The sequence below is a fragment of the Bartonella sp. SL320 genome, assembly GCF_059687635.1.
The window spans coordinates 26329-39435 of sequence record NZ_CM185143.1 but is presented as its reverse complement, the minus strand read 5'-3'; the positions used below and the strand labels follow the sequence as shown (position 1 = coordinate 39435).

The 13107-nt window shown below is 38.3% G+C and carries 13 protein-coding genes; 5 read left to right on the top strand and 8 right to left on the bottom strand.

Annotated elements, in window-relative coordinates; all coding sequences use genetic code 11:
• Positions 1-357 precede the first annotated feature (357 nt).
• Complete coding sequence (gene infC / locus AC6ER8_RS00170) at positions 358-876, bottom strand: translation initiation factor IF-3 (RefSeq protein ID WP_497078333.1); 519 nt, start codon at positions 874-876, stop codon at positions 358-360.
• Between the two features lie 194 nt (positions 877-1070).
• On the opposite strand from infC, the gene AC6ER8_RS00165 reads away from it, so the two are divergent.
• The 3 genes from AC6ER8_RS00165 to dapE all read left to right on the top strand — a co-directional run bounded on the left by AC6ER8_RS00165 (position 1071) and on the right by dapE (position 4024).
• Positions 1071-1850 carry an alpha/beta hydrolase gene (locus tag AC6ER8_RS00165; RefSeq protein ID WP_497078331.1) on the top strand — a complete coding sequence of 260 codons (780 nt, stop codon included), beginning with the start codon at positions 1071-1073 and terminating at the stop codon, positions 1848-1850.
• Between the two features lie 31 nt (positions 1851-1881).
• Positions 1882-2628, top strand: a complete 747-nt coding sequence (locus tag AC6ER8_RS00160; RefSeq protein WP_497078330.1) for a M48 family metallopeptidase — start codon at positions 1882-1884, stop codon at positions 2626-2628.
• Positions 2629-2851: 223 nt separating this feature from the next.
• Positions 2852-4024, top strand: coding sequence for a succinyl-diaminopimelate desuccinylase (dapE, locus tag AC6ER8_RS00155; RefSeq protein WP_497078328.1), 1173 nt, complete (start codon positions 2852-2854; stop codon positions 4022-4024).
• A gap of 512 nt (positions 4025-4536) precedes the next feature.
• Here dapE and hemW read toward each other — a convergent pair.
• Together hemW and rdgB are read right to left on the bottom strand one after the other, a co-directional pair.
• On the bottom strand, positions 4537-5736 hold the full coding sequence (gene hemW, locus AC6ER8_RS00150) for a radical SAM family heme chaperone HemW (RefSeq protein WP_497078326.1): 1200 nt from the start codon (positions 5734-5736) through the stop codon (positions 4537-4539).
• Positions 5733-6380: an RdgB/HAM1 family non-canonical purine NTP pyrophosphatase gene (rdgB, locus tag AC6ER8_RS00145; RefSeq protein WP_497078324.1), complete on the bottom strand. Its 648-nt coding sequence runs from the start codon at positions 6378-6380 to the stop codon at positions 5733-5735. The genes hemW and rdgB overlap by 4 nt, the downstream gene beginning before the upstream one ends.
• Before the next feature lie 489 nt (positions 6381-6869).
• On the opposite strand from rdgB, the gene hrcA reads away from it, so the two are divergent.
• Both hrcA and grpE read left to right on the top strand, forming a co-directional pair.
• Positions 6870-7940, top strand: coding sequence for a heat-inducible transcriptional repressor HrcA (gene hrcA / locus AC6ER8_RS00140; RefSeq protein ID WP_497078322.1), 1071 nt, complete (start codon positions 6870-6872; stop codon positions 7938-7940).
• A gap of 126 nt (positions 7941-8066) precedes the next feature.
• Positions 8067-8735: a nucleotide exchange factor GrpE gene (gene grpE / locus AC6ER8_RS00135; protein ID WP_497078320.1), complete on the top strand. Its 669-nt coding sequence runs from the start codon at positions 8067-8069 to the stop codon at positions 8733-8735.
• Positions 8736-8826: 91 nt separating this feature from the next.
• Here grpE and thpR read toward each other — a convergent pair whose 3' ends face one another.
• From thpR to AC6ER8_RS00110, 5 genes are all read right to left on the bottom strand, one after another.
• Positions 8827-9366: an RNA 2',3'-cyclic phosphodiesterase gene (thpR, locus tag AC6ER8_RS00130; RefSeq protein WP_497078318.1), complete on the bottom strand. Its 540-nt coding sequence runs from the start codon at positions 9364-9366 to the stop codon at positions 8827-8829.
• Between the two features lie 613 nt (positions 9367-9979).
• Positions 9980-10276 (bottom strand): HPr family phosphocarrier protein, encoded by a 297-nt coding sequence (locus AC6ER8_RS00125; protein ID WP_497078316.1) that lies wholly within the window; start codon positions 10274-10276, stop codon positions 9980-9982.
• Between the two features lie 17 nt (positions 10277-10293).
• Complete coding sequence (locus AC6ER8_RS00120) at positions 10294-10692, bottom strand: PTS sugar transporter subunit IIA (RefSeq protein ID WP_497078314.1); 399 nt, start codon at positions 10690-10692, stop codon at positions 10294-10296.
• A gap of 135 nt (positions 10693-10827) precedes the next feature.
• On the bottom strand, positions 10828-11292 hold the full coding sequence (locus AC6ER8_RS00115; RefSeq protein WP_497078312.1) for an HPr kinase/phosphatase C-terminal domain-containing protein: 465 nt from the start codon (positions 11290-11292) through the stop codon (positions 10828-10830).
• The gene (locus AC6ER8_RS00110; protein ID WP_497079680.1) at positions 11276-13099 is read right to left on the bottom strand and encodes a sensor histidine kinase; all 1824 of its coding nucleotides are present in this window, start codon (positions 13097-13099) and stop codon (positions 11276-11278) included. Before AC6ER8_RS00110 ends, AC6ER8_RS00115 begins: the two co-directional genes overlap by 17 nt.
• Positions 13100-13107: the final 8 nt, after the last annotated feature.

Genomic DNA, 13107 nt, shown 5'->3' with positions numbered 1-13107 from the left:
ACTTCATCTTTGACCAAAATTAGGTTGTTTGCCTGTTTCAGAGATTATACAAACAAAGACGCTCCCCCCTTGCTTACGTTTGGCATATAAAAGCTTGGACGGTCCGTACAGCACTGATATGACCTAATTTTATCTAAAACACATGACTGTATGGGGATTGGATATTGATTTACAGTCAATAATGCAAAATAACGAATTTTTTTACCAATCGAGAAAATATTATTCAATTCTCAAAAAGGATCTATACAGATTTATAAAAAATCCCAGAAGCACTACAGAAAATCCTATGTAGTGCTTCTAAATGATAGCCATACGCTCATTTTGACGATTTGCACACAAATATTATTCCAATAGAAATTATTTAGGTGCTATCACCATCATCATTTGCCGGCCTTCAAGCTTTGGCTCTAATTCGATTTTGGCGATTTCACTTGTATCTTCTTTCACACGCTGAAGAAGCTTTAATCCAAGATCTTGGTGAGCCATCTCACGACCACGAAAACGCAAAGTAATCTTTACTTTGTCACCATGATCAATAAAGCGATGAACAGCCTTGAGTTTGACTCCATAATCATGGACATCAACATTTGGGCGCATCTTAATCTCTTTGATTTCAATGACTTTTTGCTTTTTACGTGTTTCAGCAGCTTTTTTTTGGGTTTGATATTTTAATTTGCCCAAATCAACGATTTTACATACGGGCGGTTCCGCATTTGGTACAATTTCAACCAAATCAAGCCCTGCGTCCGCGGCCATAGCAAGAGCTTCTTGTATAGCAACAACTCCCTGATGTTGTCCTTCATCATTGATAAGCTGAACATAAGGTACCCGAATATCCTGATTTGAACGTGGTCCGTCTTTTTGGGTAGGTGTCATTTTAAACGGTCTACGAATGGTTTACGCTCCTTAATTTTGATTCAACTACAGTTAATTTCATATACAATTATGCACATAAAAACAACTATAATTCGTGCCTTTTTCATTATTTGATTTGTTACTTTTTTAAGTGATTTAGATTATAAAAGTTTTTTCTTAAATTTAAGAAAATTGTTTTACGGAGGATAAGAATCATGAATCAAAATATTCCTTGTCAGTTTTTTTCGTTTGAGGACACCGCTCTTGCAGTACGCTATCGCAAGGGATGCTCCTCTCCAGGTTTGGTTTGGCTTCATGGCTATCAATCTGATATGTTGGGAAGTAAGGCAACTTTGATTGATCAGTTTGCTCAAAAGAATGATTTATCTTGTTTACGCTTTGATTACTCTGGCCATGGAGAATCTGAAGGTGACTTTTTTCAAGGCACAATTTCACGTTGGGTAAGCGAAAGTTTAGCAATTTTTGAAACGTATTGTGAAGGACCGCAAATTTTAATTGCTTCCTCTATGGGTGGGTGGATTGCTCTAAAGCTTGCTATGATGCTAGCGCAGAAAGGCAAGAAGCTTGCTGGTATGATATTGATTGCTCCAGCGCCTGATTTTACACAAACATTGGTGGAACCAGAATTAGGCCCTGAAGAATGGAAAGTTTTGGAAGAAAAAGGCTATATTGAACGTCCTGCTGTTGGAGATGAGGAGCCAATGCCCTTTACAAAAAAGTTGATTGAAGATGGACGTGAAAATTGTATCATGAAAGGATGTATTGATGCTGGTTGTCCGATCCATATACTGCAAGGGATGGAAGATAAAGAGATCCCCTATCAACATACATTGACTTTACTTGATCATTTACCGCTCCATGATGTAACATTAACGCTTGTTCGTGATGCGGATCATCGTTTTTCTCGTCCACAAGATTTAGATTGTCTTGAAACAGCCTTGAGATCTTTTATTAATCAGATTAATACAAAATAGGGGGATATTTATTGATGATGAAGATAAATATATGAGCATTTCTGAAAAGCATTTCATTTTTTCTGATCGCGCTATCCCTTTACGAGTGCGGGAAAATAAACAGGCGCGCCGTCTTACATTACGTGTTGATGCTAGGTGTCAAGAGATTTGTGTAACAACGCCACCAGCAGTAAATCTCTGTACAGTTCAAAATTTTATTGAAAAAAATCGGACTTGGATTGAGGCACGTCTTGCTCGTATACAAGTCTCTCATGAAGATGCTTATCTCAAAGTGGGGTCAACAATTCCTTTATTGGGGGTTTCCCATATCATAAAGCATGAACAAGGACGTGGGGTCACAGAAATTGTTACAGCGGATGCGGAGCAAGGGCCTAAAATTATTGTTTATGGTCAATTAGAATATCTCCCAAGACGCATTGCTGACGTTTTAAAAAAACAAGCAGCGCTTTTTATAACACCTTTGGTAGCACATTATGCTCATCAGGTAGAACGTAAAGTCAAGTCCATTTGTTATAAAGATACGAGAAGTCGTTGGGGTTCTTGTTCCATCGATAAGCGTCTTTCTTTTTCTTGGCGCCTTATTATGGCTCCAAAAGAAGTTGTTGAATATGTTGTCGCTCATGAAGTTGCTCATCTTGTTGAAATGAATCACGGACCAAGGTTTTGGGCTCTTTGTGAAAAACTATGTCCTGATAGTAAAACGTATCGTGCTTGGTTGAAAGAAAATGCGCATAGACTACACGCCATTAACTTTGATTCCTATAAATTAGAGGCGTAAAAAACTTTCAAATGAAAGCAATATTTGACGGAACTTTTTGTTGAGTATTTCGTTGTGTGTGTGCTTCGTTATGCATGATGAGGAAGCCATTGAAGCTCTCAGCACGATTGTCCTCCCCTGCTTGGTTTGCTGAGTGTCTTCAATGTTTTTTCTTTATCTTTTTTGTTATTCAGCGTAATAACCTTAAGTCTAGATGATTTATGACAAATGGGAAGGGGTTTTTATGTCTGTTCTTACAGATCCACTTCAGCTATTACAGGCTCTTATTCGTTGTCCTTCTGTTACGCCTCATGAAGCAGGGGCTTTATCGACTTTGGAACAATTTTTGAACAAAATGGGATTTCATGTCGAACGCCCTATTTTTACGGATAAAAATGCAGATAATGTTGAAAATCTTTATGCAAAAATGGGAAAAGAAGGACCGCATCTTATGTTTGCAGGGCATACAGATGTTGTACCACCAGGGGCATTGGAAGATTGGACCTATCCACCTTTTGAAGCTGTTATAAATCAGGGGAAGTTGTATGGGCGGGGTGCTGTGGATATGAAAGGCGGTATTGCTTGTTTTATTGCGGCTCTCGCGCGCGTTCTTAAAAAACAATCCATTAAAGGAACGATAAGCCTTTTGATTACCGGTGATGAAGAAGGCCCTGCACTTAACGGTACGGTAAAACTTCTCAAATGGGCAGAAGAAAAAGGCGAAAAGTGGACTGCAGCTCTTGTGGGAGAACCAACAAGCGTAAAGACTGTTGGTGATGTGATCAAAATTGGACGCCGCGGATCGCTTTCTGGTATCATTACTGTGAGGGGGCGCCAAGGTCATGTTGCTTTTCCAGAACGGGCTGCAAATCCTTTGCCTTTGGCAAGTAAGCTTATTCAAGCATTGACACGAACGGCTTTAGATCAAGGGACAGAGAATTTTCAACCCAGTAATTTAGAGCTAACAACTATCGATACTGGTAATGTGGCGGTTAATGTTATTCCCGCGCAGACAACAGTTCGTTTTAATATACGCTATAATGATCTTTGGACAAAAGAAACACTGATGGAGGAAATTGAAAAGCGTCTTGTTCTGGTGCAATCAAAAAATAACAGTGATCAATATCCTTCTTATCAACTTGAATGGATTCCAAGTTTGGGGGATGTTTTTTTGACCAAAAATGATAAACTTATTCAAATTTTATCCAATGCTATTAAAAGTGTAACAGGGCATATGCCAGAATGTTCCACGTCTGGTGGAACTTCAGATGCACGCTTTATTAAGGATTATTGTCCCGTGGTTGAATTCGGCTTACCAGGACAAACGATGCATATGATAGATGAATGTGTCGCTCTTGATGCAGTGGAAACGCTCACAGTTATTTATGAGCGTTTTATTGTTGATTTTTTTGCATAGAGAAATAATTATTTAGTCCAACAATATCTTTATCTTGTTTTGCCATAAGACTCTTTTGTTGCCGCAAAACATTGCCATTTGAGATGTGGCAATATAAGGTGAGACTTACTGTATTAACGGATTTTAGCGTATGTGATGAGCATTCTAAAGCTGGAATTTTATTCGTAAAGTCTTCAGTTTTGTGAAGCATATGAGTGGAAAACTAAGAGAAACTTGTTTAAAAAAAACAGGATCGTTTACAGATCTGATTGCGTTAAGAATACTCGTCCTTATTTATTATAGCCAATGGTGCTTATGAAAATAGTGTAATAAAATCTATAGGATATCACTCTTTTTATGCTTTTTTATAGTTTTCATACAAATATTTCATCACTTTTAAGCAGTCAGTGAATGGTTGTAATTAATGTACTATGAACAGTTTTAAAATAAGAAAACCTTACGATATTTTGGTCTAATTTTTGCTGTTAAAAATAATAATTATGATTAAAATTAATATGTTGTTATAAAAAACTTTAGTTTGCAAGTTGGCTGATAATGTGATCAAGAACAATACGTCCTTTGGTTGTTGCTTTTAAGCGTTGGTTGTCCACCATTTCTACCAGTTCTTGGTGTTGTAAATCGATAAGTTTTTCCATTGGGATGCGTTTTGGGCTTAAGGTTTCGTAGCGTGTAAGTTCTAAGCCTTCACAAAGGCGCAACCCCATAAGGAGCATTTCATTTGCTTGTTGCTCAAGAGTTAATCGTTCTGTTTCAATACAGCCATGCCCTGTTTTTTCGACCAATTCAAGCCACTGTTCAGGATGCTTTTCATTGATTGTGACATAACGTTCATGGTTTTCAAGGTGTGATAAAGGTGTTTTTGAAAAGGCGGAAGAAGGATTTGGTATGTTCTCAATGAAACGCCCGTGTGCTCCTGGACCAAAGCCTGCATATTGATGATAACGCCAATAAAGAAGGTTGTGTGCTGATTCAGCACCAGGCATGGCATGGTTTGAGATTTCATAGGCAGGAAGTCCATACAAAGCTGTTATTTCTTGGGTAAGCTGATACATATCTGCTGCGAGTTCCGATGGAGGAAGGCTAAGCCTCCCTGCGTCATGAAGTCGTTTAAAGGCGGTTCCTTCTTCGATCGTCAATTGATAAAGGGAAAGATGGTCTGCTGCCAAATCAATGGCTTGTATAAGTTCAGATTTCCATTGTTCAAGGGTTTGTTCGGGTCGAGCATAAATGAGATCAAAGGATAAACGTGGAAAAATTTTCCGTGCTAAAGCAATGGCACAAAGAGCTTGTTCCACATTATGGAGTCGGCCAAGTTTGCGCAATGCTTTATCATTGAGCGCTTGTATCCCTAAAGATAAGCGATTAACACCCGCAGCACGGTATCCACGAAAGCGCTCTGCTTCCACACTGGATGGATTAGCTTCTAATGTAATTTCAACTTTATCATCAAGTATCCATTTCCTTGCAAGTGCCTGCAAGAGGGCATCAACAGTTTGCGGCTCCATAAGAGAGGGGGTTCCCCCACCAATAAAAATACTGGTAATATGGCGTGGACCTATTTTGTGGTATTGCGTTTCTATTTCGCGTTCAAAGGCGGTGACAAAACGTGGTTGATCAACACCATGGATGCGAACATGTGAATTAAAGTCACAATAGGGACATTTAGCTGTACAAAATGGCCAATGAATGTAAATGCCAAAAGGTTCGTTCATGAGACTGCCAGAAGGTTTTCTGCCAAAAGTTTAAAAGCTCGTGCGCGATGTGAAAGAGGGGGAATGTCATTGTGTTGCCAGCCGTGTTTTTGCTCTGTTGACATTTCTCCGAAGGTATTCTCATATCCATCTGGTAAAAAAATAGGATCAAAACCAAAACCTTTGTCTCCTCGTGGAGGCCAAATGAATGTTCCTTCAACGCATCCACGGAAATAATCTGCATGGTTATCAGGCCATGCAATGCAAATGACAGATATAAAACGGCATTTTCGTTGACTTTTTTCTCGCGCTCCGACTTTTTGGAGTTCATCTTCTATTTTTTGCATCGCTTTTGGAAAATTACGTGTACCGTCAGTTTGAATCGCCCAATCAGCTGTATAAACGCCTGGTGCACCATCCAATGCATCCACCTCTAAGCCTGAATCATCAGAAAGAGCGGGCAGTCCTGTCTTTTTTGCTGCTGAAAAAGCTTTAATATAAGCATTTTCTTCAAATGTTGTTCCCGTTTCTTTTGGTTCTGGCAAGCAGAGCTCTTTTGCCGATTGTATTATTAAACCGAAAGGCGCAACCAAATTAGTGATTTCATGTAATTTGCCGGCATTATGTGTAGCAATGACAAGTTTTTTATCTTCTATACTTCTCATATAGATTTCTCCAAAAGTGAAAAGGGAACTACTGTTATACTAAAAATCAGCTTAAAAATTCTTATGATACACGCTCTGCTCGATTTTACATGATAAGATTTTTTTTACATGCTTTATAATATTTTATTCAAATAAATTAAAAAGACACGAGAGACGCTCTTTTTTATAAAAACCTTTATTTTTATGAGAGCCTCTTTATGGAAGAAATCTAATTTTCTACTCCCAGTAGTTTGTAAACAACTCAGATTCCCTTAGCAAGTCCTTAAAAAAGATCAATCCCTCTCTTAAATACCCAATCACACATTCTAAAAAACACCTCACGCATAATTTATATATTTATATGCCTTATATCATCATTCTAAAAGATGGTATTTTACGGCTCAATAAAATAATATATTTTTATACTTATACTACTTTAGACTATTTGACCAAAGCTTGGCAAAAATTATATAAGAGAAGAGTGTTTTTAAAAGTAGTGAAACAATTGTGATGAAGCACAAACCTATTGATAATGAATTTAAATATCTTGATGAGCGTTCGCGTGATATTTTTCGCCATATTGTTGAAGCCTATCTTAATGATGGTGAACCTGTAGGGTCACGCAATCTTTCGCGACTTTTGCAACAAACACTATCCCCTGCAACGATTCGCAATGTGATGAGTGATCTTGAACATCTTGGTTTGATTTATGCACCGCATGTTTCTGCGGGGCGGATGCCAACACAATCGGGTTTACGCTTTTTTGTTGATGCATTTATGGAAGCGGGTGATTTGCCAAATGAGGAGCGGGAAAATATTGAGATGCAAGTCAAAGAGGCAGGTCATGCGCAATCGGTTGAACATTTTCTTGTTCAAGCAAGTCGCGTTCTTTCCGATCTTTCACGTGGGGCAGGACTTGTTCTTGCAACAAAACAAGAAGGAACATTAAAACATATTGAATTTGTGCGCCTTGATAGAGAGCATGCTCTTGCTGTTTTAGTAACTCAACAAGGTGAAGTTGAAAATCGGATTGTTCATTTGCCAGAAGGGGTTACTCATGCGCAATTGACAGAAGCAACGAATTTTCTTAATGCGCATATTCAAGGACGTACATTGAATGAAGCTAAAGGGGAAATTGCTCGTTTATGCGCAGAAACACGAGCTGCACTTGATGATTTATCGCATCATCTTGTTGAAACAGGATTAGCTCTTTGGGGAGGAGAAGGGGCGGATCATAAAATACACCTCATTGTTCGTGGACGCAGTAATTTGCTTGAAGATGTGAAAGCAGAAGAAGATTTAGAACGATTACGCCATTTATTTGATGATCTTGAAACACGTGAGAGTATGGCACAACTTCTCGATTTAACGGATGCGGGTTCAGGGGTACGAATTTTTATTGGTTCAGAAAATAAACTGTTTTCACTTTCTGGTTCTTCTTTAGTCGTGGCACCTTATCGTGATTCACAACAAAGAGTCATTGGTGCTTTAGGCGTTATTGGTCCTACACGGCTTAATTATGCAAGGATTGTTCCCATGGTTGATTATACAGCTCAGCTTGTGTCACAGTTATTACGTTAAAATGATGCAGTTTAAGTATTTGTACTATAAAAGCTCATTATATTAATATACATCAATACCCCTTGATTTTTGTCTGTAAAATTTCGATATCGAGAATAACAAATCTTATGAAGGAATAGAATTTTTATGTCTGATGAAAAAAACAAATTTACTGACGCTTCATTTGAAAATTGTGATTTAAAAAATCCAGCTGATCGTAATACACTTAAACAAGCAGCAGATGAACTTTTAAAAACACATAAAACAGAAGCACATGAAGACGTTGAAGAAGAAAGTAATGAGATTGATCCTTTAGCATCTTTGCAGAATGAAAATAAAGAGCTGAAAGATCAGCTTTTGCGTCTTGCTGCAGATATGGAAAATCTTCGACGTCGCACGGCGCGTGATGTCGCAGATGCGAGGGCCTATTCCATTGCTAATTTTGCACGGGATATGTTATCTGTTTCTGACAATCTCAATCGTGCTTTGGAAGCAATTCCAGAAGGTGCACGGGAAAGTGATGCTGGTTTGAAATCATTGGCAGAAGGTGTTGAAATGACTGAACGTGCCATGATGGCAGCATTAGAACGTCATGGGGTGCAGAAAATTCACCCAGATGGACAAAAGTTTGATCCTCACTTTCATCAAGCGATGTTTGAAATTCCTAATGCCGATGTTCCCGATAACACTGTTCAACAAGTAGTTCAGGCCGGTTATATTATCGGAGAAAGGGTTTTACGTCCAGCTATAGTAGGTGTGGCCAAAGGAGGAAAAAAAGACGCTTCTGTTGAAACTGATACGGCTTCACATCAATAATAAGCCTCCAACGTAAAATGCACATTCTTTGCAATTTTGCATGTATGGGGTCTTTTCTCAAAAAGCTTTAAAGGGTGTTACAAACACCCTTTTATCTTTGAAGCACCCAACTTCCTTTGACAAGATACCTAGCATCACTTGAGGGAGATGGCGATGCAAATAAAACAAAGTGATCGACCTTAAAAGGAGAAAATGAAAAATCACCCCGAGAGGATAGATAAGGAGGAAGGTCTTCAGGTTTAATATCGAGCAGCCGCGCAAGGGTAATATGTGGAATAAATTTCTTTTCATCAGGCGTTAGACCTAAATGACTGCGAATACATTGCATTTTCTCGTGTAAAAGATTGAGAGCGTCACAAGGTTCGATGCGAATAACAAGAGAATGTGGCGTATTTTCCGAACCAAAAACATCAAAACCCCTCATTTGTAGCATAAAAGGAGGGAGATTTATTGTATCAAAGGCATGCATAAGTGCAGTTTCTGTATCATTTTCAACTTCACCGAAAAAAGACAAAGTGACATGAAAATTTTGCGGATTAATCCATTGCGCATTTGGTAAGCCATTTTGCAACGATATCAGTTGTTGTGTTGTTTGTTGAGGAATTTGAAGAGCACTAAATAGACGATCCATAATATTATCTCCTTATAACGAAAAGATGCTGTACAATGACAGATAAATTGAAAGCGAAGCGTGTCATAGAAGATAAGGCAATAGTTGTGAAAAAGAATGTCTAAAAAATGCTTACCACAATTATGAACGTACAAAGCTTATTTTTTAAAGAAGATAGTTGTAATATCGATAAGAATTGCATTTTCATGATATGCATCACAATGATAGGCAGTTGAAAATTATTTTTGTATTATGAAAAGCTACAAAGTTATCAGAAGATAAGGAAAGTTGATTGATTTCTGATTTGTGAAATTATCTTGATATTTTTTTCATTTAAAAGCACACATATTCAGTACAATTAAGAATTCTCTTTTTTGTAAAGATGTAAATCGTACGATGAAGTTGGGTAACAGCCATAATACGCAACAACGATTTAGATTGATCAAATAATATTAAGAAAGAAAAAAGCTGCATAATTTAATTATGATAAGCCGTTACATTCATAATAATTACACCAACCTACAGTTGATATGAATATTAACATAAAAGTGGAAAAGGCAATAAAAATTCAAGATAATTATGGAAGTTTTTTATTCTCTAAGGATTATTATTCTTTTTTATGATAAGCAAGGCGCTAGTTTTCTTCTCCAAAGTTACTATTGATGAGCTTTTCAAGAGCATTAAGAGCATCTGTTGCTTCTGGTCCACAAACACGAACAGTGAGGTTACAACCGGACGAAGCGGCGAGCATCATAAGCCCCATAATAGATGAGCCGCCAACTATTTTCCCATCCTTTTCAACTTCAACAGTGGCGTTAAAATTGTCAACAGTTTGTACAAATTTTGCAGAAGCCCTTGCGTGCAACCCACGTTTATTACAAATATTGAAATGACGGCTTATTGGAGAGGGGAGGGTATCTTTGGAAAGCATCAGTATTTTATCATCCGCTATAAAGTCATACTTGGTACATTAATATATTTACGCCCTGCTTCTTGTGCTATTCTTAACGCATCTGATAATGAGATATCAGGGCATTTGCGAATCGAAATCAGCTTAATAAGCATGGGCAAATTAACGCCTGCAATCATTTCAACGCGCCCTTTTTCAATAGCAGGAATAGCTATATTTGATGGTGTTCCACCAAACACGTCTGTTAATATGATGACACCATGATCTGTATTTGTATCGGTCACTGCGGCTATAACATCACCACGGCGCTGTTCTATATCGTCATCAGGATAAACGCATATTGTTGCGAACTTTTCTTGTGTTCCAACAACATGTTCCACGGCATGTAAAAATTCAACAGCCAGCTCACCGTGCGTTACAAGCACGAGTCCAATCATTTACGCAAACTCCTGTTAACTCATAAGATCCAACCATATCGGTGGGAAAGATATTGTACAAGGCTTTATCTTGCTGCCAAGAAAAATTTGCAAAAAAAAGGCAAAAACTGTGATTTTTTTATCTTTAGAAAAAATTTAGACAGTTTTACGCCATATTTTTCTAAATAAAAATGCTTCAATAGCCTGACAAATGGCTGTACAGTCGGCCTCACGAAGAGAGGGAAGTTTTAAAAGAGGAATGTGCAAATTTTCAAATTGAAAAGTTTTATTTGTGGAAAACCGCTCATATTCAGGACCGAGAAGAATAGCACAATCGATGATTGTATGTTTTTGAAATTCCACCGTATAAAGACCAGCGCCACGAATTTCAATGCCACCCTCCAAATTTTCAGGTGTGTATCCGTGAAGTTTTCCATTTTCCGCACACAGCATTGTATAATCATCACTGATAAGTTTTGCTTCACGTTTTGACCACTCAGCGCGGTCGAGCAAAGAAAGAGTGATGGTTGATTTCCCTGATCCCGATGGACCGATAATTAACAGCCCTTTTCCACCTAGTTGAAGGCAATTTGCGTGGATCATTTCATATTTTGTTTTCATATCTTTTACTTTGAATAAAAGATTTATTTACGAGGGGAAGCATAATAATAAAACGTGCACCAGTTTTATATTTTCCAAGTGCCGGATCAATAATATTTTCGGCTGTAATTGTTCCATTATGGGCTTCGATGATTTGTCGACTAATAGACAGGCCAAGCCCAGAGTTTTGTCCAAAAGCATCTTCGTTTGGTCGATCTGTATAAAAACGCTCAAAAATACGTTCAATATTTTCTGAACGAATGCCAGGGCCATTGTCTTCAATGGTTAAAATAAGAGTTGAAGCATGACTTTTCATAGTAATACAAATTTTACCACGATTACGAGGAATAAAGGAACGTGCATTTTCAAGAAGATTTGAAATAACTTGTCCTAAACGGAGTTCATGTCCCAACACAAGATAGGCTTTTCCATGAGGACGTGGCATAATATTAAGGCTTACATCAATGGTTTGCGTATTACGGTATATTTCCTGAATAGCATGAACAAGGCTTTCCAAAAGCGGTGTCATATCAACGATCTCTGCAGTTTCTCGTGCCAGCTCTGCATCGAGCCGCGAGGCATCAGAAATATCCGTAATCAACCGATCAAGACGGCGTACATCATGTTGAATAATTTCAAGCAATTTCTCTTGTGCTTCTTCATTTTTAGCCAGAGGGAGGGTTTCAACAGCACTACGAAGAGAGGTAAGGGGATTTTTTAATTCGTGGCTTACATCAGCAGCAAAGCGTTCAATAGCTTCAATACGCATATAAAGGGCATTTGTCATGTCACGAATAGAGGTTGAGAGATGACCAATTTCATCTTCACGCATTGAAAAATCGGGGATTTCTACACGCTGATTATTACCGTTACGCACTCGGTTAGCAGAAGCAGATAATTTACTTAATGGATGGGCAATCGTATGGGCTAAAAAGAGCGAAAGAACTAAAAGTACGCTGCCTACAACGGCAAAGACTTTAAATATAACCAGTCTTTCGGCCTTTACAATGTTATCAATATCGGAGCCGGTAGTTGAAAGAAGAAGGGCACCAACCACTGCGCGATAGCGTTGAACAGGAACGGCCACAGATACAATGAGTTGGCCTTGTCTGTTGCGTCTTTTCGCCGTAGCAAGAGAGCCGTTTAATGCTCGGTATACTTCTGGATAAGCAATACCACTGGTTTTTGCTTGTTCTCTGTCAAGAGCAATACCTTTGTCATAGAATGTGTTTGAATACCATGACGTCAGGCGATCCCACATGTTTTGTTCTGTTTTAAGTGGGGGTAAATCATAGCTAAAAACTTCTCCACTAGAATAAAGAACACGCGAATCAAGAAGTAAAGTAGCATCACGATCATAGATACGTGCTCTTGTCGTTTTAGGTGTGATGAGACGTCGTAAAAGAGGAGCAACTTGTTCAGGGTTAATGGGAAAATCCCAAGAGTCAGTTGATTGGGGGGCGGGAGTGACGCTTTCACCAGTCTGTAACTCTAAGAGTTTTTGGGGGTCAATAAGAATAGAATTTGTATCTACTGTTGCAGAGGCAGCAATAGCTCCCGCGATAATTTTTCCTTGGGTACATAAACTTTTAATTTTTGCTTCAATTAAACCATCGCGAAATTGGTTAAGGTATAAAATGCCTGTAACCAGAATGGCAAGAGCAGCAATGTTTAATATAACAATGCGGCGTGTGAGACTGGAAAAAAGCAATTGCCTGAAGAGTCGTTGTGTTCGAAGATGCAAATGAGAAAACATAAGAAATGGCGCTGAAAATATACCATTAGGGGTTTTTTTTTGTAGAGTTTTCAGTTGAGAATTGTCTGTCATTGATTTGA